At 70.0% G+C, this 20,974-nt stretch carries 20 protein-coding genes and 1 pseudogene; 10 read left to right on the forward strand and 11 right to left on the reverse strand.

Features of this window, described 5'->3' with window-relative positions:
- The 6 genes and pseudogenes from ACTIFU_RS02490 to ACTIFU_RS02515 form a co-directional block, all read right to left on the reverse strand.
- A partial coding sequence (locus ACTIFU_RS02490) for a hypothetical protein (protein WP_439576703.1) occupies window positions 1–447 on the reverse strand: 447 nt, incomplete at its 3' end.
- Window positions 447–1,727: pseudogene (locus ACTIFU_RS02495) on the reverse strand (TRAP transporter large permease). The gene ACTIFU_RS02490 and the pseudogene ACTIFU_RS02495, both read right to left, overlap by 1 nt.
- On the reverse strand, window positions 1,724–2,185 hold the full coding sequence (locus ACTIFU_RS02500; RefSeq protein WP_439576704.1) for a TRAP transporter small permease: 462 nt from the start codon (window positions 2,183–2,185) through the stop codon (window positions 1,724–1,726). Before ACTIFU_RS02500 ends, ACTIFU_RS02495 begins: the two are co-directional and overlap by 4 nt.
- A gap of 10 nt (window positions 2,186–2,195) precedes the next feature.
- The gene (locus ACTIFU_RS02505; protein ID WP_439576705.1) at window positions 2,196–3,203 is read right to left on the reverse strand and encodes a TRAP transporter substrate-binding protein; all 1,008 of its coding nucleotides are present in this window, start codon (window positions 3,201–3,203) and stop codon (window positions 2,196–2,198) included.
- A 132-nt stretch (window positions 3,204–3,335) separates the two neighbouring features.
- Window positions 3,336–4,265, reverse strand: coding sequence for an SAM-dependent methyltransferase (locus ACTIFU_RS02510; RefSeq protein WP_439576706.1), 930 nt, complete (start codon window positions 4,263–4,265; stop codon window positions 3,336–3,338).
- Window positions 4,262–4,633, reverse strand: a complete 372-nt coding sequence (locus ACTIFU_RS02515; RefSeq protein WP_439576707.1) for a DUF423 domain-containing protein — start codon at window positions 4,631–4,633, stop codon at window positions 4,262–4,264. Before ACTIFU_RS02515 ends, ACTIFU_RS02510 begins: the two co-directional genes overlap by 4 nt.
- Window positions 4,634–4,714: 81 nt before the next feature.
- Between ACTIFU_RS02515 and ACTIFU_RS02520 the strand changes: the two genes are divergently transcribed.
- Together ACTIFU_RS02520 and ACTIFU_RS02525 are read left to right on the forward strand one after the other, a co-directional pair.
- Window positions 4,715–5,368 carry a TetR/AcrR family transcriptional regulator gene (locus ACTIFU_RS02520; protein ID WP_439576708.1) on the forward strand — a complete coding sequence of 218 codons (654 nt, stop codon included), beginning with the start codon at window positions 4,715–4,717 and terminating at the stop codon, window positions 5,366–5,368.
- Window positions 5,365–5,853, forward strand: coding sequence for an NUDIX domain-containing protein (locus ACTIFU_RS02525; protein WP_439576709.1), 489 nt, complete (start codon window positions 5,365–5,367; stop codon window positions 5,851–5,853). The genes ACTIFU_RS02520 and ACTIFU_RS02525 overlap by 4 nt, the downstream gene beginning before the upstream one ends.
- A 171-nt stretch (window positions 5,854–6,024) precedes the next feature.
- Here ACTIFU_RS02525 and ACTIFU_RS02530 read toward each other — a convergent pair whose 3' ends face one another.
- Window positions 6,025–6,741, reverse strand: a complete 717-nt coding sequence (locus tag ACTIFU_RS02530; RefSeq protein ID WP_439576710.1) for a hypothetical protein — start codon at window positions 6,739–6,741, stop codon at window positions 6,025–6,027.
- Between the two features lie 9 nt (window positions 6,742–6,750).
- On the reverse strand, window positions 6,751–7,782 hold the full coding sequence (locus tag ACTIFU_RS02535; protein WP_439576711.1) for a DNA-methyltransferase: 1,032 nt from the start codon (window positions 7,780–7,782) through the stop codon (window positions 6,751–6,753).
- 315 nt (window positions 7,783–8,097) lie between these two features.
- On the opposite strand from ACTIFU_RS02535, the gene ACTIFU_RS02540 reads away from it, so the two are divergent.
- On the forward strand, window positions 8,098–8,400 hold the full coding sequence (locus ACTIFU_RS02540; RefSeq protein ID WP_439576712.1) for a hypothetical protein: 303 nt from the start codon (window positions 8,098–8,100) through the stop codon (window positions 8,398–8,400).
- 143 nt (window positions 8,401–8,543) lie between these two features.
- Here ACTIFU_RS02540 and ACTIFU_RS02545 read toward each other — a convergent pair whose 3' ends face one another.
- From ACTIFU_RS02545 to ACTIFU_RS02555, 3 genes are all read right to left on the reverse strand, one after another.
- Complete coding sequence (locus ACTIFU_RS02545) at window positions 8,544–9,353, reverse strand: hypothetical protein (RefSeq protein WP_439576713.1); 810 nt, start codon at window positions 9,351–9,353, stop codon at window positions 8,544–8,546.
- Window positions 9,350–10,780, reverse strand: a complete 1,431-nt coding sequence (locus tag ACTIFU_RS02550) for a M48 family metalloprotease (protein ID WP_439576714.1) — start codon at window positions 10,778–10,780, stop codon at window positions 9,350–9,352. Before ACTIFU_RS02550 ends, ACTIFU_RS02545 begins: the two co-directional genes overlap by 4 nt.
- A 124-nt stretch (window positions 10,781–10,904) precedes the next feature.
- Window positions 10,905–11,612, reverse strand: coding sequence for a Crp/Fnr family transcriptional regulator (locus ACTIFU_RS02555; RefSeq protein ID WP_439576715.1), 708 nt, complete (start codon window positions 11,610–11,612; stop codon window positions 10,905–10,907).
- A 153-nt stretch (window positions 11,613–11,765) separates the two neighbouring features.
- On the opposite strand from ACTIFU_RS02555, the gene ACTIFU_RS02560 reads away from it, so the two are divergent.
- The 7 genes from ACTIFU_RS02560 to ACTIFU_RS02590 all read left to right on the forward strand — a co-directional run bounded on the left by ACTIFU_RS02560 (window position 11,766) and on the right by ACTIFU_RS02590 (window position 20,967).
- Window positions 11,766–13,355, forward strand: a complete 1,590-nt coding sequence (locus ACTIFU_RS02560) for an ABC transporter substrate-binding protein (RefSeq protein WP_439576716.1) — start codon at window positions 11,766–11,768, stop codon at window positions 13,353–13,355.
- Between the two features lie 145 nt (window positions 13,356–13,500).
- Window positions 13,501–14,487, forward strand: coding sequence for an ABC transporter permease (locus tag ACTIFU_RS02565; RefSeq protein WP_439576717.1), 987 nt, complete (start codon window positions 13,501–13,503; stop codon window positions 14,485–14,487).
- A gap of 4 nt (window positions 14,488–14,491) precedes the next feature.
- On the forward strand, window positions 14,492–15,421 hold the full coding sequence (locus ACTIFU_RS02570; protein ID WP_439576718.1) for an ABC transporter permease: 930 nt from the start codon (window positions 14,492–14,494) through the stop codon (window positions 15,419–15,421).
- A 7-nt stretch (window positions 15,422–15,428) separates the two neighbouring features.
- Window positions 15,429–16,427: an ABC transporter ATP-binding protein gene (locus tag ACTIFU_RS02575; RefSeq protein WP_439576719.1), complete on the forward strand. Its 999-nt coding sequence runs from the start codon at window positions 15,429–15,431 to the stop codon at window positions 16,425–16,427.
- Window positions 16,417–17,439, forward strand: coding sequence for an ABC transporter ATP-binding protein (locus tag ACTIFU_RS02580; RefSeq protein ID WP_439576720.1), 1,023 nt, complete (start codon window positions 16,417–16,419; stop codon window positions 17,437–17,439). Before ACTIFU_RS02575 ends, ACTIFU_RS02580 begins: the two co-directional genes overlap by 11 nt.
- A gap of 115 nt (window positions 17,440–17,554) precedes the next feature.
- Window positions 17,555–20,080 (forward strand): circularly permuted type 2 ATP-grasp protein, encoded by a 2,526-nt coding sequence (locus ACTIFU_RS02585; protein WP_439576721.1) that lies wholly within the window; start codon window positions 17,555–17,557, stop codon window positions 20,078–20,080.
- Complete coding sequence (locus tag ACTIFU_RS02590) at window positions 20,077–20,967, forward strand: transglutaminase family protein (protein ID WP_439576722.1); 891 nt, start codon at window positions 20,077–20,079, stop codon at window positions 20,965–20,967. Before ACTIFU_RS02585 ends, ACTIFU_RS02590 begins: the two co-directional genes overlap by 4 nt.
- Window positions 20,968–20,974 lie beyond the last annotated feature (7 nt).

Here is a 20,974-nt window from a genome sequence, read left to right on the forward strand (position 1 = left end):
CACGATCCCCTCGTCCGCCATCCGCGCGGCGATGCGCTGCTGATGCGCCTCGGCATAGGGCGTGACCAGCGCGACATGGCGGAGGTCGAGCGTCGCGAGCGCCTCGACCAGCGCGAGGCTGGAGGTGGTGGCCGCGATCCCGGTCGCGTCCTCGATCCGGCACTTGAGGTCCGCGTCGTGAGCGAAGCCGATCGAGCCGCCCTTCGAGCCGTTCCACAGGATCACGTCCGGTTTCGCGTGCGCCAGCAGCCGCGCAGCGGTCAGCATCCCGTCGAGGTCGTAGCTGTCGGGGAACGGGTCGCGGTCGCCGACCACGCCGATGCGCGAGAAATGCGCCGAGACGGTCGGAAAGCGATGCAGCAGCCGCGTGGTGATGCGCTCGACCACCAGGTTGCCGGACGGCGTGATCACGCCGATCGCATGCTCGAAGCCGAGGGCATCCGCCATCAGAACCCCGCCGCGCGTGGAAGGAACAGGACGATCTCGGGCACCAGCATGCACAGCACGAGCAGCGCGTACATCACCGTCACGAACGGCCAGACATGCCGCGCGAGCTCGCCCACGGGGATGCGCGCGATCCCGCAGACGACGAACAGCACCACGCCCACCGGCGGGGTCAGCATGCCGATCACCAGGTTGAAGACGAACAGGAAGCCGAAATGCAGCGGGTCGATCCCGTAGGCGAGCGCGATCGGATGCAGCAGCGGCACCAGCATGATGTAGGCGGCGTTGCTCTCCAGCACGCAGCCCACCACCACGAGGGTGATCGCGACCAGCAGGTTGAACACCAGCGGGCTGTCGGTGAGCGCGCGCAGCCAGGACGCGAGCTGCTGCGGGAACAGGTCGATCGTCAGCATGTAGGTGACGGCGGAGGCGAAGGCGATCATCGCGCCGACCACCGCCGTGGTGACGACCGTCGCGCCGATCGCCGCGGGCCGATCGGCGAGCCTGAGCTGGCGCGTGACGGAGAACCCCACCAGCAGCCCCTAGACCACCCCGACCGCCGAGCCCTCGGTCGCGGTGAAGGCGCCGCCGACGATGCCGCCGATCACGACGACGGGCATCATCACGACCAGGAAGGAGCGCTTCAGCTCATGCGCAATGCGCCGCCAGGAGAACGCCTCGCCGGTGGCCGGCAGCCCGCGCAGTTGCGCGATCACCGAGCAGAGGATCAGCATGAGCACGACCAGGATCAGCCCGGGGATCACGCCCGACAGGAACAGTCCGCCGACCGAGACCGACGAGCCGGCCATGAAGGCATAGACGATCATCGCGCCCGAGGGCGGGATGATCGGGCCGAGATTGGCCGAGGCCGCGATCACGGCGGCCGAGAACCCGGTGCCGTAGTGGCGCTCGAGCGGCTTCAGCATGGTCGAACCGAGCGCCGAGGCATCGGCCACCGCCGCGCCGGAGACGGTCGAGAGCCCCATGCCCGCGAGCACGGTGACATGCGCGAGCCCGCCGCGCACCCGGCCGATCGCGGCGTTGGCGAGGTCGATCAGCCGCTCCATGATCCCCGCGCGCATCATCAGCTCGCCCGCGAGCACGAAGAACGGGATCGACATCAGCGGGAACGCGTTCACCGCGTTCATCATGCGCGTCGGCAGCATGCCGAGATCGAAGCCGCTCTCCAGCACGCCGGCGACCGCGCCGAAGCCGAGCGCCCAGGCGAGCGGCACGCCGGCGAGTGCGGCGCCGAAGAACACCAGCATGACGGTGACGCTCATCGCGGCGTCCGCGCGACGGCCTGGGACACGAAGAACACCGCGGAGAGCGCGCCGCCGATCACCACCGGCACGAGGAACCAGCCCGCGGAAAGGTCGAGCGACATCATCTGCTCGTCCCACTGGTCGAGCGCGATGATCGCGCCCTCCCAGGCGACGACGGCGGAGAGCGCCGCGCAGGCGAGCGCGATCGCCGCGCCGAGCGCCGGGCGCACGACGCCCGGCATCGCGTGCAACACGAGGCCGATCGCGATGTGGCCGCGCGCGCGCACGGCCACCGCCATGCCGAGGAAGATCGACCAGACGAAGGCGAGCCGGCCGATCTCGTCGGCCCAGCCGAACGAGCGGTTGAAGCCGTAGCGCGCGACCACCTGCGCGAACACCACGGCCACCATGATCGAGACGATGCCGACCAGCGCCGCGCGCACCGCGCGGTCGGCCGCCTCGAGCACCGCGTTCACAGGCGCGCGGTCAGGCGGCGGCGCGCGTCACCTCGGCCTGCACGCGGTCGATCAGCTCGGCGCCGAGCCGACCCTTGATCTGATCGACCACGCCGGCCGACAGCGTGCGCATCCTCGCAAGCTCGGCGGGCGGCAGCGGGTCGTACTGCATCCCCCGCGCCCGCAGCTCGGCGAGGGCCTCGGAATCGCCCGCCTCGGCCGCTGCGCGCTGCGCCTTGATCGCGTTGCCCATCGCCGTGCGGATCGCCTGCTGGAACTCGCCCGGCAGGCGCTCGAAGCTGCGCCGGTGCGCCACGATCGAGATGAAGTCGAAGAAGTGGCCGGTGTTGGTCAGGTGCTTCTGCACCTCGAAATACCGGCTGGCGCGGATGATCGCGTAGGGGTTCTCCTGCCCGTCGACCACGCCCTGCTGCAACGCCGAGTAGAGCTCGCGGATATCCATCGCCACCGGGTTCGCACCGATGGCGCGGAAGGTCGCAAGATGGGTTTCGTTCGGCTGCATGCGGATCTTGAGCCCGCGCAGGTCGTCGACCGTGCGGATCGGCTTGTTGCCGGTGGTCACGTGGCGGAAGCCGAGCTCCATGTAGCCGAGCGAGAGGAAGCCCTTGTCGGCCATGCGCTGGTCGAGCAGCTCGCCGATCGGCCCGTCCACCACCTTGAACGCCACCGCGCGCGAGGCGAACTGGAACGGCAGGCTGATCGCCTCCAGCTCGGGCACGGTGCGGCTGAGGAACGCCATGCCGACCCAGGTCATCAGCAGCGTGCCCTGACGCACGTTCGAGACGTTCTCGCCCGCGCCGCCGAGCTGCATCGCCGGGAAGGTGTCGACCGCGAGCCGGCCGCCGGAGAGGCTCTCGACCTCCTTCTTGAACCCCTCGATGGCGACCGAGGACGAGTGCTCGGTGGCGAAGTTGCCGGCGATGCGCACGCGCGTGGTCTGACCGAACGCGCGATCGGATGGCCAGAGTGCGGGAAGGGCGAGGGCGGAGCCCAGCGCGAGCCGGCGGGTGATGGGCATGGGAGCCTCCTTCTGTGCAGCCTCGGGGATCATGCCAGCACGGGGCGTGCCATTTGCCGAGTCGCTCCCGTGCCGGCTGCCGCCGCGGCCGGTGCCCGGAGTCGGGGCAGGACACTGCCTACGGGATCGGCTTCAGCAGGCGAGACGGGCGAACATCAGCTCGTGCCCGTTGTGCGAGACGTGCCGCAGCCAGGTGCGAGGGATCGCGGCGAACGCCTCGGCGGTGGCGTGATCGGTCGCGCCCTGGAACTTGAGCGTGCAGACGATGTTCCGTGCCGCGTCCGCATCGATCCAGGAGCGGACCAGACGCAGCAGGCGCGCGGGATAGGCGATCACGTCGCTGAACAGCCAGTCCGCCTTGCCGTGCGCGCGGAGCCATGCGGCGGGGTCCAGGCCGAAGGCGCTCTCGCGGCGCTCCGTCACGCCGGGCAGGGCGGCGACCGCGGGGTCGAGCGGGGCCTTGTCCACCGCGACCACGCGCGCGCCGAGCTGCGCCAATGCCCAGGTCCAGCCGCCCGGTGCGGCGCCGAGATCGAGGCAGGTCTCGCCCGGCGCCGGCCAGTGGCGGAGCAGGCAGAGCGTCTCCCAGAGCTTCAGATAGGCGCGGCTCGGCGGGCCGGTGCGGTCCTCGACGAGGCGCGCCTCGCCGTTCGGGAAGGGCGCGGTGCAGGACGGCGAGGCGAGCAGGGTGGCCGGGTCGAGCAGGGTCCAGGCGCCGAGCGGGGCGGACGGTGCCGGGGCGGGGAAGGCGATCGGCCTGGCCGAGACATGCGGCAGGCGGGCGGCGATCAGCGTCGCGCGGCGGTGGTGCAGCGGCGCGTAGGCGGCCCAGTTGCGCTGGAGCGCGCGCAGCCGCGTGGCGGCATCGGCGATCGAGGCGATCGTCTCGGTGCGCGGGTCGAGCCAGACATTGAGCGCCCAGGCGGCGGGGACGGGCGGGTCGGGGCTCAGCGCGAGCCGTTCGTGCCAGGCGCTGATGGCCGCGCCGCGCCGGGCGAGCTCCTCGGCGAGTGTCTGCTCGAACCCTGGCGCGGCGAGGTAGGCCGCGGCGATCGCCGTCATCCCCGGCGCGCCGCGGCGGCGACCAGCAGCGCGAGCCAGCCGGCGATCAGCAGCGCGCCGCCCAGCGGGGCCACAGGCCCGAGCGACACCCCGGCCAGCGCGCGCAGGAGCACCGCGCCGCAGAACAGCACCGTGCCGGCGGCGAAGGCGATCCCGGCGACCCGCAGCGGCGCCCCGCCCCAGCGCGGGAGCAGGATGCCGACCGCGAGCATCGCCAGCGCGTGCCAGCCCTGCATCGTCACGGCGGTGTCGAGCATCGCGAGCGCGGCGGCGTCAAGGCGCGGGGCCAGCAGGTGAGCGCGGAGTGCGGCCAGCGCCACCGCGCCGCCCCCGGCCAGCGCGGCCACTCCGATCAGCAGGCGGTCCATGGCCCGACCCTCGATCCATGCTGCGTTGCGTGCAAGCAGGATTGATGGACTGAACCGTTCAGTTCATCATGAGAAATGATGATGGATGACACGCATACCGTCGATGCACCGGTTGCGCAGCTTGCGGCCCCGCAGCGCAAGCGCCGGCAGGTGGTCGAGGCGGCGGCCCGGCTGTTCATGGCGCAGGGCTATGGTGCCACCAGCATGGATGCGGTCGCGCGTGAGGCGGGTGTCTCCAAGGCGACGGTGTATGCCTATTTCCCCGGCAAGGATGCGCTGTTCGCGGCGATCGTCGGTGAGGCGTGCGAGCGCGAGGCGCAGGGCCGTCCGAGCTGTCCGAGCACCGGGGGGGCGGATCTCGCGGCGACGCTGGTGTCGCTCGGCGAGGGGTATCTCTCGTTCCTGTTCCGCGAGGAGGTGCTGGCGATTCAGCGCGTGGTGATGGCGGAGGGGCCGCGGTTTCCGGAGCTTGGCCGGGCCTTCTACGAGAGCGGCCCGCGCCGGATGGTGCTGTGGCTGACCGGGTGGTTCGGGACGCTTCAGCGCGAGGGGCGGCTGCGCGAGGGGGACCCGGAGCTTGCCGCGGAGCAGTTCCTCTCGCTGCTGCGCAGCACTGCGTTCCTGCGGCGGATGCTGCGTTTGCCGCCTGCTGCGGATGCGGGTGAGATCGCGGGCATCGTCGCCGCGGCGGTCGACACCTTCCTGCGCGCCTGGGGCACGGCGCGGGTGCGGTGACGCGGCGTTTCGCCTCGGCGCTGCTGCTGGACCAGCACGGCCGCTATCTGATGCAGGTTCGCGACGACATCCCGGGCATTCTGCATCCTGGCGCGTTCGGTCTGTTCGGTGGGGCGGTGGAGCCGGGCGAGGGCGCGGAGGTGGCGGTGCGGCGCGAGCTGGACGAGGAGATCGGGTTCGTGCCGGGCGATCTTGCGCCTTGGCGGGCGTTGTGGGTGCCGGTGCGGGTGGACGGGGCGGCGCTGTGCAGCGGCCGAGTGGATGTGTTCACCGGCACGGTTCCGGCTGAGCTGGTTCCGGATCTGGACCAGCGCGAGGGGGCGGGGCGTGTGCTGGTTTCGCCGCGTCTGTTGTTGCTGGAGGCGAAGGTTGCGACTTCGGCGCGGTTGGCGGTGGGGTTGCATGCGCAGGCGGCGATGGCGGCGGCGGGGGAGGAGGAGCCTGTGATGGAGTGGTGGCCGGCGCGGTTGGGCGTGCGGGGGTGAGGTTCCCGGGATAGGGGGTGTGGGGGGAAGGGGAAGGATCGGCGTCGCTTCGCTGGCCCGAGGGCCGGCTCCGCGCGGCCCTCTCCCCCGCGGTTTGTTTCTTGCGCGCAGCAGGCGCGCATCGCTCGAGGAGGCGCGCACGGCTGCCTCCAATCCAATGCTGGCAAAGGCTCAGAAGCGTTCGTCGAACTTGAGGGAAAGCCTCACGAGCGATGCCCTATAGGCTTCCAGCGTTCGGTTCTGGTCGACCCACGCAAAGCGGAAGGGCGCCTCGTTCGTCGCCTGATATCGAAGCAGGATGACTTCGTCGAAGACGCGGGGCGCGACAATCCGGTCGATGATCCGTTGCTCGGCGACCGGAGCCTCATCGACGGGGTGCTTGTGCGTCCGGCCGTCGGTCCTGTGAGTCCGGTCGCCTTCATAGCCGACCGTGTAGGCGGCGTGGTTGATGCCAACGAGTGCAACGGTGATGGTGTTCGGCGCGACCGACTGCCACTCCTGCACCTGCTTGTGCAGATCGTTCACCACCCGGTCGATCTGCTTGATCATCGCCTTGTTGAGGATCTTCGCTTCCGCTGCAATGTCGATCGTCGCCAGCGCGCCCCTGGCGACGCGATAGCCGGGGAAACGCCTTGCCCTGTCCGGATCGATGATCTGCCCGAAGGTGCCGTCACCGCGTCGCATGCGTTGCAGGGTGACGGTCCTGTTCCTCGGCCCAACGCCGCGTTCGCCGCCATTCACCGATGACCTGAGCTTGGCCGATCTGCCGAGGTCGTAGAGGTCTTCATAGAGTTCGAGCGCGAGCTGGTCGCCCTGGTTGGACTTGCGATGCAGATACGGCTTGCCCACGAACAGGGTCGCGAACGCGTCGAGAAGCCGCGCAGCCATCGGCAACGGCTAGGTGCGAACCGAGATCTGCGCAGTGCACGCCTGCACGCCGCGCTCTGCCACCAGAAAAGCCTCGCCCCGGGCACGCGCCGCAGCCATCGTGACGTACTCGGGTTCGATTTCGAGCGAGATGGAATTGCGTCCGGCACGAATCGCGGCGCAGGCTGTTGAGCCGCTGCCGGCGAAGGGATCGAGGACGGTATCTCCGGCGAAGGAGAACATGCGGATGAGCCGTTCCGCGAGCTCGACGGGGTAAGGGGCCGGGTGGCCCTGCCGGAGGCTCGCGCCCCGGATGTCCGACCAGACCGGGCGCATCCAGCGATCCATCTCGTCGCGCTGGAGCATCGATAGCGCCTTTTGCACCATCGGCGTCTGCCGATATCCACCCGGCTTGCGGAGCATCAGGATGTGCTCGTGGTCGTTCTTGATCACGGCGCCAGGCTGATAGGGCTTTCCGTAGAACCCCGACGAGCCTCCGCCGGCCTCATTCGTTCGGTTGGCGATCTTGTACCAGAGGATCGGCGTCAGATTGTCCAGCCCGACCTTCCGGCTGCGGACCTGGATGTCGGAGGGAAGGGGCAGGACCCAATGCCGACCGCCGGCCCGGCGCGGCACGAGCACGTCGCCGATCACGCAGCAGACGCGTCCGCCCGGTACCAGGACACGGCGGCACTCGGCCCACGCATTGTCAAGTTCGTCCAGGAACGCCTCGTAGTCCCTGATCCGACCAAGCTGCCGTCCGCCCGCGTCAGTCGCATAGGGTTTCAGATTGAAGTACGGCGGCGACGTCACGATCAGGTGGACGCTCTCATCGGCCACGCCGGAGAGGTCGCCTGCGTCGCCGCGCATGAGGGTGTGCGTCGTCGTGTCGAATGGAGCGGGCCAGAGCTCGGCACGCAGTGCCTGATTGATCGCGAGCAGGAGTTCGGGCGCCCCGGGGCTGTTGTCGGTGCTGGGAAGGCGATCCAGCAACGCACCATGCGGGACCGGCGTCGAGCGCGCCTTCGCGGGAATCAGCCTGGGTTGACTGACGACGTTCATCGGCGATCCTCGATTCGATCCGGCTCGCAGTCTGCGCCATCGCCCCGTACCGCGCCATCGCGCCGTCCGCCACTCGCCCGGGGGGGACGACGGAGGGGTCAGGCTGGTGGCCAAGCCGCGCGGACGCCGAGGCCGTGGCGCAGGATCTCGGCCAGTTCAGGCAGGATGTCGGTGCGCCAGGCTGCGGGCACGCGGGTCCGCGGGACGGTGACGATGCGCCCGCGAGTGTGCCCGCCGCAACATCTTGTGGACAAGCGGCGATCGCGCCGCATCCTCTCGTTGATCGGCCAGGCCCCGGAGCGGTAGGCTGAGTCCATGTCCCGCAGTGCCCGCCGCCAGCCCGACCTGTTCGACGGCGCCGACCCCTACGCCTTCGAGGAGACCGAGCAGGACCGGCGCGAACGGCTCGCCCGGCTGGACGCGGAACTGAACGGTCTGCTGGAACGGGTGCGCGCGGCCGACCGCCTGCCGTTCCGCGACCTCACGGAAGCCCTGCTGGCGGAACTGCGCTGTATGCGCACGCATCACGAGATCGCCGACGGTGCGGCGAAATACGCGGCGTTCCAAGCCGAGATGCAACGGCTCTACGCAATCGAGGACGACCACGTCCGATCCTGACGCAGCACGCCGCTACACTGCGCGCACCACCGCCGGGCGTCGCCCCCTCCCCGCCGCGCCGCGACCGGATAGAGCGATAAAGTCGTAAAGTGATAAAGAGGCGGGGGGACCACGCTGGTCCCCCCACACCCCCCTGCATCACATCAGCGCCGACGGAACAACCGCCGCAACGCCGCGAACAACCCGCCCCCACCAGCCGACCCGCGCGTCAGCGGAATGCCAGGCGTCGGCCCGCGATGCGACACATGCGGCCGCGCCGCAGGCGGCGGCAGCGCCGAGGCAACCGAATAGGCCCGCACGTCACCCGCCGCGATCAGCCGCCGCTCGAACGCGACGACGCGATCCACCGGCTCAGGCAACCGGCCACGCTCCAGCGCACTGGCCTGCGCCGCCGCTCCGCCGAACTCCCCGGCACGACGCAGGATGTCGACGATCCGCACCTGCTGCTCCAGATCCGGCGCCGGTCCCTGCCGGAACAACGCCACCGCCGTCAGCCGCCACTCGCGCGCCAGATCGGCCTTGCGCGTGTCGTCGGCCACCCAGGCGGCCTGAAGCGTGGCCTCGGCAGCAGCATGCAGCTCGCCCGTCTCCTCCAGGATCATCGCCCGGCAGAGGAAACGGCGCGCAAGCGGCGGATAGGACACCTCGGCCAGCAGCGCCCGGTAGGGGCCGCCAGCAACGACCGCCGGGATCGGCTCCCCTGCCTCGTCCAGCCGCGGCGCGGCATAGCCACAGGTCGGACACTGCTGGAGCCAGTACGCCATCGTGCTGCGCATGGTCTCGCCCGGGCGCAGATCCAGATCGGGCGGGCCGGCCGGACCGGTACCGCGCACCTGCCGCTGGCGGCTCTCGCGCCCGCATACCGCGCAGGTGATGCTCGTCTCGCCCACATTGCCCATGGCGTCGGAACGGTAGCTTGAGCCGAGCGCGCGGGGAAGCGCACGTCTGGTCACTCTGCGATCAGCTTGACCCATTGCCCTGCCTGCACCGGCTCGTCGGGACCGAGCGCGTTCATCACCCGGAAGCGCTCCTCCGCCCGCTCGACCGGCATGGCGCGGGCGAGGCGGGCGACCGTCTCGCCAGGCCGGACCCGGTGCGCGCGCACCCGCAGCGGACGAATCGCGCCAGCCTCGGCGGCCGAGAGCACGCGAAACGAGCCAAGCGTGGCCCGGAAGCCGGGAAGGAACGAGGCAGTGCGCTGGGGCGCGGAAGCCAACTGGAAACGCCAGTAGCGGCCCGGGGCATGGCGCACCGCGACCAGCAGCAGGTCCATCGGCCCCTGGCGGGTGCTCAGCCGCGTGCGCGCCACCGCAGCCGGCATGCCGCCGACGTCGAGCGTCTCGAGGCCGGTGAGCCGAGCATTGGTGGCCCAGCCCCGCGTCAGGTACTGGTCGGGCGGGGCGTCGCCGCGGATCTGGCCGGCGTCGAAGATGATCTGCCCGCCGCCGCTGTGGGTCGCGGTGACCGCCCGCGTGCCGTTCACCAGCCGGAACCCCTCAGGGACGTCAAAGCGGAAGCGGAGCACGGGGTGCAGGAAGGTGCGACCGCGGATCACCCCTTCGTCGGTGTCGTCGCCCCAGACCATGCCGTCGATCCGGCGGATATGGGCCTCGCGCGCGCGGTCCCCGGCCTGGCTCCCGCCGGCGGCGGCGACCGCGGCCTGCACACGCTCGGGCGTGCGCGGGTGGGTGGAGAACCAGGAGAACTGGTCGTCGCCCGCGCGCCTGCCGGCAATCGCGGCTTCCAACCGGTCCCACTCCCCCATGCGGGCGAGGAAGGAGCCCATCGCGGCGGTGTCGTAGCCGGCAGCTCGGAGATAGCGCACGCCGTAGGTGTCGGCTTCCAGCTCCTGCTCGCGCGAGAACCCGGCGATGTAGGCTTGCCCGGCGAGTCCCGCGATCTGGCCGCCGCCGCGCACGCCGAGGAACACCTGGCCCAGGATCTCGGCGGCCACCGAGCCGATCTGCGCGCCGAGCTGGCGGTCGAAGCGCTGGGCCGAGTGGCGGGCGACCACGTGACCCATCTCGTGGCCGACGATGCCGGCGAGTTCCGCCTCATCCGCCGCGAGCGCCATGATCCCGCGGGTGATGTAGACGTAGCCGCCGGGCAGGGCAAAGGCGTTGATGACGTCTGTGTTGAGCAGGGTGAAGGTCCAGGGCCCGTCGGGGCGCTCGGAATGCGCGGCAAGCCGGCTGCCAAGCTCGCGCAGGTAGTCGGCCTGGGGGCCGGCGAGCGCGCCGCCGAACTGGGCGAGCACCTTGGGGTGCTCTTCGGCGCCGATGCGGGCTTCGGCCTCGCGCGAAAGGAACAGACTGGACTGCGCGGTCGCCGGCTGGGCGAGTGCGAGGATCAGCAGCACTGCAGCGAACAGGCGTCGCATGATGCCTAGGCTACCATGTGGCCCTGTTCGGATCGGGGCATTCGCGAGGATCTGAACAACGAAGCCGGGCCGTTCCCGGTCCTGGGCGCCCATCCCGCCGGAGGGGCGTGTACGGCCCCTCCGGCTATCCTTCGCTCTCTCGGGCCAGCGCGTGCATGGTTGCCTCGTTGCGGATCGTCACCCGCCCGGGGATCAGGGACACGGTGCCCTCCGCCTCCCACGCCTTGAGCAGCCGGTTCACGCTCTCCCGGCTGGCACCGACCACCTCCGCCAGCTGCTTCTGCGTGATCGCGACCGAGGCCAGGCGCTGCGCGGCGGCCAGCCGTAGCAGCGCGCGCGCCAGCCGCACCTCAAGCGGCTGGAACATCAGCTCCTCGACCTGGGTCGAGGTCCGCCGCAGGCGGTCGCACAGCACCTCGATCACGGCCAGGGCCAGTCTGGGATGCGCCTCAAGCAGCGGCAGGACTTCGCGGCGATCGAGCGTCATGATCCGTCCGTCCGTGAGCGCGACCGCATCAGCCGAGCGGGGGCGGCCGTCCAGAAGCGCCATTTCCCCCACCACCTCGCCGGCGCGAATCGTGTTGAGCACGATGTCCTTGCCGTCGTCCGACGGCAGCACCACCCGCACCTTGCCCTGGAGCACGGCCAGCAGCCCGGCCCCGGGGTCGCCGCGGCGGAACAGCGTCTCGCCACGGCGCATCGGCCGCACATGGGCGAACCCGGCGAGCCGCGCGATGTCCTCGGCCGGCAGACGGCCGAACAGCGGGTTCTTCGCCAGCACCTCGACCCGGGCATCGGCTCCCGGCGATTGGCCCTGCTCCTCGCGCGTCACGATGACTCCTTCCGACCCGGCGCGCCCTGCATAGCAAGGGGCGGCACCCGGCGGCACCCCGCGACGCGATGACTTCTGCCGGGCGTGACGTTCCGCTAGGGTCCTGCTACCGACCGGGCGGCGGAGACCGCCCAGCCTCTGGGAGATTGACCGATGAGACTGCACGTGCTCGCCGCCGCTGCCGCGGCTGCGTTGATGGCTCCGGTCGCGCAGGTCGATGCGCGGTCGGTGCGCTGGGCCGCTTCGGGCGACCCGAACACGATGGATCCGCATTCGCAGAACCTTGGCACCGTGACGATGGTGCTCCAACAGATCTACGACGCGCTGATCACGCGCGACCGCAATCTCGGCCTGCAGCCGGGGCTGGCGACCTCGTGGCGGCAGGTCGAGCCGACGCGCTGGCGCTTCGAGCTGCGCCGCGGGGTGAAGTTCCATAACGGCAATGACTTCAACGCCGACGACGTCGTGTTCTCGATTCAGCGCGCCCTCGCCCCCACCAGCAACTACGGCATTTTCGTCGACACGGTCGCCGAGGTGGTGAAGGTCGATGACTACACGGTCGAGATCGTCACCAAGATCCCCGACCCGATCCTGCCGAACAAGTTCGCCTCCGTGTACATCATGGACAGGGAGTGGTCGGAGGCGAACAACGTTCGCCAGCCGCAGAACACCCGCGCGCGCGAGGAGACACACACGGTCCGCAATACCAACGGCACCGGCGCATACCGTCTTTCCATCCGCGAGCCGGATGTGCGCACGGTAATGGTGCGCAACGACGACTGGTGGGGCTGGAAGGAGCCGGGCAACGACGGCAACATCACCGAGATCGTCTATCGGCCGATCACGTCGGACGCGACGCGCATCGCCGCGCTGCTGTCGGGCGAGGTCGATTTCGTGCTCGATCCGCCGCTCCAGGACCTCGACCGGCTGCGCCGCGCGCCCGGCGTGACGGTGCTGGAGGGGCCGGAGGTGCGCACGATCTTCTTCGCGATGGACGTGAAGCGCGACGAGCTGCTCTACAGCAGCGTGAAGGGGAAGAACCCCTTCAAGGACCTGCGCGTCCGCCAGGCGCTCTACCACGCGATCGACATCGAGGCGATCCGCTCGCGCGTGATGCGGGGCAACGCGATCGTCACCGGCACGCTGTTCCCGCCGCAGGTGAACGGCTACTCGAAGGAGCAGGACGTGCGGCTCCCGTTCAACGCCGATCGGGCGCGCGCGCTGCTCGCCGAGGCGGGGTATCCGCAGGGCTTCGAGGTGACGCTCGACTGCCCGAACAACCGCTACATCAATGACGAGAGCATCTGTCAGGCGGTGGCGGCGATGTGGACGCGGGTTGGGGTGACGACGCGGCTGAACGCAATGCCGCTCGCCAATTTCTTCCCCAAGATCCAGCGCGAGGACACCTCGATCTACCTGCTCGGCTGGGGCGTGCCGACGCTCGATGCGCTCTACTCGATCCAGTCGCTGCTTGCGACCAGGGACGGCGAGCCGGGCAACGGCATCTGGAACTACGGCAACTACTCCAACCCGCGGATGGACGAGCTGACCCGGACCATCAAGAACGAAGGCGATCCGGAGAAGCGCACCGCCGCGATCCACGAGGTGCTGCACATCTACCGCGAGGACGTGCCGCACATCCCGCTGCACCACCAGATGATCCCCTGGGCCATGCGCTCGACCGTGTCGATCCCGCACATGGCCAACAACCAGCCCTACTGGCGCTGGGCGAAGCTGAACTGAGGTCGTGTGATGTCCCGCCACCCCTCACCCTGTCCCTCTCCCCGCATGCGGGGAGAGGGGACGTGGCGGCTCCACAGGGTTCCCTCTCCCGCAGTGCGGGAGAGGGTCAGGGTGAGGGTCGTTTCTTGATGAGACCATAGCCCGCATGTTCGCCTTCATCGTCTCACGCCTGCTCCAGGCGATTCCCGTGATGCTGACGGTCAGCCTGATCAGCTTCGCCATGTTCGCCTATGTCGGCGATCCGGTGACGATCATGCTCGGCCAGGACTACACCGAGGCGCAGCGCGAGGCGCTGGTGCGCGAGCTTGGCCTGGATCAGCCCTTCTTCATCCAGTTCATCGAGTTCCTGCACAACGCGGTGCAGTTCGAGTTCGGCCTCTCCTACCGGCTCGCCCGGCCGGTCTCCGACCTGATCCTGGAGCGGATGCCGGCCACACTCGAGCTCTCCTTCACCGCCGCCTTCCTCGCGCTTGCGATCGGCGTGCCGATGGGCGTCTATACCGGGCTCTACCGCGACTCCTGGCTCAGCCGCTTCTTCCTGACGATCTCGCTGATCGGCGTCTCGCTGCCCACCTTTCTGATCGGCATCCTGCTGATCCTCGTCTTCGCCGTGATCCTCGGCGTGCTGCCGTCCTTCGGCCGCGGCGAGACGGTCGCGATCGGCTGGTGGACCACCGGGTTCCTGACCACCTCGGGGCTGCGCGCCCTGATCCTGCCCTCGATCACGCTCGGTCTGTTCCAGATGACGCTGATCATGCGCCTGGTGCGCAGCGAGATGCTAGAGGTGCTGCGCACCGACTACATCAAGTTCGCCCGCGCGCGCGGGCTCTCGAACCGCGCCGTCCATTTCGGCCACGCGCTCAAGAACACGCTCGTCCCCGTCATCACCATCACCGGGTTGCAGCTCGGCGCGATCATCGCCTTCGCGATCGTCACCGAGACCGTGTTCCAGTGGCCGGGCATGGGACTGCTGTTCATCCAGGCGGTGGCGAACGCCGACATCCCGATCATGGCGGCCTATCTGCTGCTGATCGCGCTGCTGTTCGTCGTCATCAACCTGATCGTCGACCTGCTCTACTACGCGGTCGATCCGCGGCTGCGCGGCGGGCTGCGCGCCGCCGGAGGGCGCTGAGACGATGGCGGCCTTCGCGCCCGCACGCGGGCTCTCGCGCGTGTTCGACAGCGATCTCTGGTGGTCGTTCACCCGCTCGCCGGTCGTCGTCGCCTCGGCGACCGTCGCGCTGACGATGATCCTGTCGGCCCTGCTCGCACCCTGGATCGCGCCGCACGATCCCTTCAACCTCGCCACCCTCGATCTGCTCGACGCCTTCACCCCGCCGGTCTGGCTCGATGAGGGGGACTGGCGCTTCCTGCTCGGCACCGACGATCAGGGCCGCGACGTCCTTTCCACCATCATGCACGGCGCGCGGATCAGCCTGTTCGTCGGCTTCGCGTCCGTGCTGTTCTCGATGACGCTCGGCATCTCGCTCGGCCTGCTCGCCGGCTATCTCGGCGGCGCCATCGATGCGGTGCTGATGCGGATCGCCGACATCCAGCTCACCTTCCCCTCGATCCTGGTCGCGCTGCTGATCGACGGCCTGGTGCGGGCGATGCTGCCGCGCGAGCTGCACGATCAGATCGCGCTCTGGGTGGTGATCTTCGCGATCGGCGTCTCCAACTGGGTGCAGTTCGCGCGCACCGTGCGCGGCTCCACGTTGGTCGAGAAGAGCAAGGAGTACGTGATGGCCGCGCGCGTGATCGGCCTCTCGCCGGTGCGCATCATGGTCAGCCACGTGCTGCCGAACGTGATGGGGCCGGTGCTGGTGATCGCGACCCTCAATCTCGGCTTCGCGATCCTGGCCGAGGCGACACTGTCGTTCCTCGGGGTCGGCGTGCCGCCGACCCAGCCCTCGCTCGGCACACTGATCCGGATAGGCAACGACTTCCTGTTCTCGGGCGAGTGGTGGATCACCCTGTTCCCCGGTGTCACGCTCGCGGTGATGGTGCTGTCGGTCAACCTGCTGGGCGACTGGCTGCGCGACGCCCTGAACCCGAAGCTGCGCTGAGGTTCGCGTGACGCCGCTGCTCGAAGTCAAGAACCTCCGTGTCGAGTTTCCGACGCGACGCGGTACCCTGGTCGCGGTCGATGACGTCTCGTTCCACATTGACGAGGGCGAGGTGCTCGGCGTGGTCGGCGAGTCCGGTGCCGGCAAGTCGATCACCGGCGTCTCGATCATCCGGCTGATCGAGCCGCCGGGCCGGATCGCCGGCGGCGAGGTGCATCTGAGGGGGAGGCGGATCGATAACATCCCGCTCGAGGAGATGCGCCATATCCGCGGCAAGGAGATCGGCGCGATCTTCCAGGACCCGCTCACGACGCTGAATCCGCTCTACACGATCGGCCATCAGCTCGCCGAGACGATGCAGACCCATCTCGGCATCGGCGACAAGGAGGCGCGCGCGCGCGCGATCCGCTGGCTCGAGGATGTCGGCATTCCCGGCGCGGCGCAACGGATCGATGCCTACCCGCACCAGTTCTCGGGCGGCATGCGCCAGCGTGTGGTGATCGCGTTGGCACTCTGTGCCGAGCCGCGCCTGGTGATCGCCGACGAGCCGACCACGGCGCTCGATGTCTCGATCCAGGCCCAGGTGATCGCCCTGCTGAAGCGGCTCTGCTGCGAGCACGGCACGGCGATCATGCTGGTCACGCACGACATGGGCGTCATCGCCGAGACCGCCGACCGGGTGGCGGTGATGTATGCCGGCCGGATCGCCGAGATCGGCCCGGTGCGCGAGGTGGTGAAGCACGCGCGCCACCCCTACACGGACGGGCTGATGGGCTCCATCCCCTCGCTCTTGCACAAGGTCGAGCGGCTGACCCAGATCGAGGGGTCGATGCCGCGGCTCACCGACATCCCGCGCGGCTGCGCCTTCAACCCACGCTGCCCGAAGGTGTTCGAGCGCTGCCGCGTCGAGCGGCCCGACCTGATGCCGACCGACGGCCCCAACCTCGCCTCCTGCTGGCTGCACGCGCCGGCCGGCGCCGACCGCGAGGTCGGCCATGCCGCCTGACGCGACCGCGATGGTGCAGGCGGCGGCACTGGTCGAGGTCGAGGATCTCGCGCGCGACTTCGACGTCTCCAAGCCCTGGCTGTTCCGCATGCTTCAGGGCGACCGCAAGCGCATCCTGAAGGCGGTCGCCGGCGTGTCGTTCGACATTCCGAAGGGCACGACGCTGTCGCTGGTCGGCGAGTCGGGTTGCGGCAAGACCACCGTCGCGCGCCTGGTGGTGGGGCTCTATCCGCCGAGCCGCGGCCGCATCCGCTTCGACGGCGTGGACATGGCGAGTCTGACCTCGCGCGCCACCGCCGCGCCCGTGCGCAAGCGCATCCAGATGATCTTCCAGGACCCGTATGCGTCGCTCAATCCGCGCTGGCGCGTGCGTGACATCATCGCCGAGCCCATCCGGGCCTTCGGCCTGATCGCGGGTCGTGACGCGATCGAGGCGCGTGTCGCCGAGCTGCTGACGCAGGTGAAGCTGAGCCCGAAGGACGGCGAGAAGTATCCGCACGAGTTCTCGGGCGGGCAGCGCCAACGCATCTCGATCGCGCGCGCGCTGTCCTCCACGCCCGAGTTCCTGGTCTGCGACGAGCCGACGAGCGCGCTCGACGTTTCGGTACAGGCGCAGATCCTGAACCTGATGAAGGACCTCCAGCGCGAGCTGGGTCTTACCTACCTCTTCATCAGCCACAACCTTGCGGTGGTGCGGCACATGTCGGACCGCATCGGCGTGATGTATCTGGGCCGCATCGTCGAGTTGGCGCCGGGCGAGACGCTGTTCGCTCGGGCGCGCCACCCCTACACGCGGATGCTGCTGGACGCGATCCCGGACCTCGAGATGACGGGGCGTGCGCGCACGCCGGTGGGCGGCGAGGTGCCGAGCCCGATCGATCCGCCGCCCGGCTGCGCGTTCCACCCGCGCTGTCCGCTTGCGAATGCGCGTTGCAAGGTCGAGGTGCCCAGCCTGCGTGCGGTCGCTGACGCACAAGTCGCGTGTCACGCGGTGGAAGAGGGAAGAACATGAGAGCGGGGGGCCGCAAGGCCCCCGCGCCGGGCACCCTCCCGTTGGTCGGGAGCGACGCCCTGACGGGGGGTCCGGGGGGCCCATGGCCCCCCGGGCTCTGTTACTCTGATCCTTGATGCGTTCCGACTCCGCCGCAGCCCCGCTCGTCCTGCCCGCCCCGCCCTTCTGGGACGAGATGGTGGATGGCCGCGGCGCGGTCCGCACCCATTGGCGCAACGTTGCCGCGATGCTCGCGAGCCTCCCGCCCGGTGGTCTCGCCGACCGCGCGTTGCGCCTCGACCGCGCCTTCGAGGAGGAAGGCATCACCACCCTGCTGCCCGCCGACCCGGGCGGCGCCACGGTCGAGCGCCCATGGCGTTGCGATCCCGTGCCGATGGTGCTCGCCGCGCACGAGTTCGCCGCGCTCGAATCAGGCCTCGCCCAGCGTGCACGCCTTCTCGCGGCCATTCTCGCCGACCTCTACGGCCCGCAGCGCCTGCTCGCCGAAGGCGCGCTGCCGCCCGCACTGGTGTTCGCCAATCCCGGCTTCCTCCGCCCCTGCCGCACGCCTTCGCCGTCGCAACCGGCGAGCCTGCACCTCATCGCCGCTGACCTCGTCCGCGGTCCGGATGGAGACTGGCGCGTGCTCGCGGACCGCACCGGTGCACCGAACGGCATCGGCTTTGCACGCGAGAACCGGCGCATGGTCGCGCGCACCATGCCGGAGGGGTTTCGCATCTCGCAGGTGCGCGAGCTGCGCCCGTTCTTCGAGCTCTGGAACGATGCGCTGCAGCGTCTCGCGCCTTCGGGCGTGGCCAATCCGCGCATCGGCCTGCTCACGGCCGGCACGGTACACGAGACCTGGTTCGAGCACCTGTTCCTGTCGCGCGAGCTGGGGTTGGTGCTGGTCGAGGGCGCGGACCTCACCGCGCGAGACGGGCGGGTGTTCCTGAAGACCTTGAAGGGCCTGCAACGGGTCGACGTGCTGCTGCGGCGCGTCGAGGGACGGCTGGTCGATCCGCTTGAGCTGACGCCCGACAGCGTGCTCGGCGTGGCCGGCCTGCTCGACGCGATGCGCGCCGACGGGGTGCGCGTCGCGAACGACCCCGGCAGCCACCTCACTGAGGCGCCCGCGCTCGCAGCCTTCCTGCCCATGCTCGCCGAACGCCTGCTCGGCGAGGCGCTGCTGCTCGAGAGCGTGCCGACGCTCTGGCTCGGTGAGCCGGATGCCCTGCGCACCGTGCTCGCCGATCCGACGCGCTGGTTGATCCGCCCCGCGCTTGATGGCGCCGCGCCAGCGATCGCGGCGGCTGAACTGTCGGACGCGGCGCTGCTCGGCCTGCTCGATCGCGTGCGCGCAACTCCGCGGGCCTTTGCGGCGACGCGCGCGATCCAACCCTCGGCGGCACCGGCGCTTGGCGAGGGCGGGCTTGCGCCGAAGCCGATCGTGCTGCGCCTGTTCATGCTCGCCGACGGATCCGGCGCCTGGCGCACGATGCCGGGCGGGCTCGCGCGCGTGATCGAGGAGGCGGATCGGCTGGCGGGTCGGCTGCCGCGCCGAGGCGTGGCGAAGGACGTCTGGGTGCTGAGCGGCGCGGAGGGAGAGATCGGCGGCATGCCACTTGTACCGCTCGGACCGCTGGCGATCCGCCGCACCGCTGCCGAGCTGCCGAGCCGCGCCGCCGACGATCTCTACTGGCTGGGCCGGCAGGTGGAGCGGATCGAGAACGCCGCCCGCCTTGTCCGCGCGATGCTCGCACGGCTCACGCGCGGCTGGCTGCTGCCGCACGACATCGTCGAGCTGCGCACGCTCGCGCACTGCCTGTCCGAGGCCGGCGTGATCAGCGAAGAAGCAGCCGCACTGCCTCCGGACGGCCAGGCAATGCCGCGCGCGCTGATGGATGCTTGCCGGCGTCAGCGACCCCTCATGCTGATGTTCGACCGGGTGTTCCGGCTCGCGCGCGCGGTCCGCGATCGGCTCACCGGCGACATGTGGGCAACGATCGCGCATCTCTCGGCCGAGGCGCGCGAGGCGACTGCTGCCGGCGCACGCGACTTCGACGCGCTCGCCCCCGCGACCGCCGCGATCATCCGTTTCTCGGCCGGCGTGTCCGGGATCGCCGCGGAGAACATGGTGCGCGGCGGAGGCTGGATCTTCCTCGATCTTGGTCGTCGCATCGAGCGCGCGGCCCATACCGCGCGTGATCTTGCCCACGCGCTGGATCAGCCCTTGCAGCGCGTGGAGGCAGGGCTGCGGCTCGCGCTCGAACTCTGCGACAGCGTGATCACCTATCGCAGCCGCTATCTCACGGTGCTTCAGTCCAGCCCGGTGCTCGACCTGGTGCTGGCCGACCCCTCGAATCCACGTGCGATCGCCTATCAGCTCTACCATGTCGAACGGCGTCTGGCCGAGGTCGGGGGGGCACCGGAAGGCGACCTCGCGATGGTCGCCGGACGCCTGCGCGCCGAGGTGGAGGCCATGGTGGAGCGTGTCGCCTCGGCCGAGGAGCCGGCACTCGAGGCCATCATCCTGCCGACCAACCTGCGCGAGTTCGCCGCCGCCATCGCTGCGCTCTCGGATGCGATCGCGCGGCGCTACTTCTCCCACGTTCCGGCCACCCAGTCGCTCGGCTTCGGCGACGAGGAGCAGGTGGAGGGATGAGGTACCGCGTCAGTCACGTCACGACCTATCTCTACGGCGAGGCAGTCGATCTCGCTGCGCATCTGCTGCACCTGACCCCACGACCGCTGCCGGGGCAGCATGTCATCGCATCCTCGCTCGTCGCCGAGCCGCGGCACGGGCGATCCGCAAGCGCGGTTGATTATTTTGGAAACCATACGACATGGCTGTTCATGGTCGAGCCGCATGCCGAGTTCCGCGTCAGCCTCACCGCCGAGGTGGAGGCGTCGTTCGCACCGCCTCCGCCTGCCGGCATCACGCCGCCCTGGGAATGCGTGCGTGACGCGGCCGCACGCGGCGGACCGGACGCCTGGTGCGCCGCCGAGTTCGTCTTCGGCACGGCGATGGCGCCGGGTGACCCCGCCGTCGGAGCCTATGTCGCGCCGTCCTTCCCGCCCGGCAGGCCCGTGCTGGAGGCGCTGCTGGAGCTGAACGCCCGCATCTGCAACGACTTCATCTTCCGCACCGGTGTGACCACACTGTCAACGCCGGTGACGCAGGTGCTGCTCAGCCGCGCGGGTGTATGCCAGGACTTCGCACATCTGATGATCGCAGGGCTGCGCTGGCTTGGCCTGCCGGCGCGCTACGTCTCCGGCTACATCCGCACGCGCCCGCGCCACGGCGAGCACAAGCGGCGCGGCGCGGACCAGTCCCATGCCTGGGTGGGCTGCTGGCTTGGCCCCGAGCACGGCTGGGTCGATCTCGACCCCACCAACGATCTCGTGGTGCGCGACGAGCACGTCGTGCTTGGCTGGGGGCGCGACTACGCAGATGTCTCGCCGGTCCGTGGTGTGATCCTCGGTGGCGGGCGCCACGGGCTGACGGTCAGTGTCGATCTCGACCCGATCGAGGGCGCAGCGCTTCCGTAGCGGCCGT

The sequence above is a fragment of the Elioraea sp. genome (genome assembly GCF_051860475.1).
GTDB lineage: Bacteria > Pseudomonadota > Alphaproteobacteria > Acetobacterales > Acetobacteraceae > Elioraea.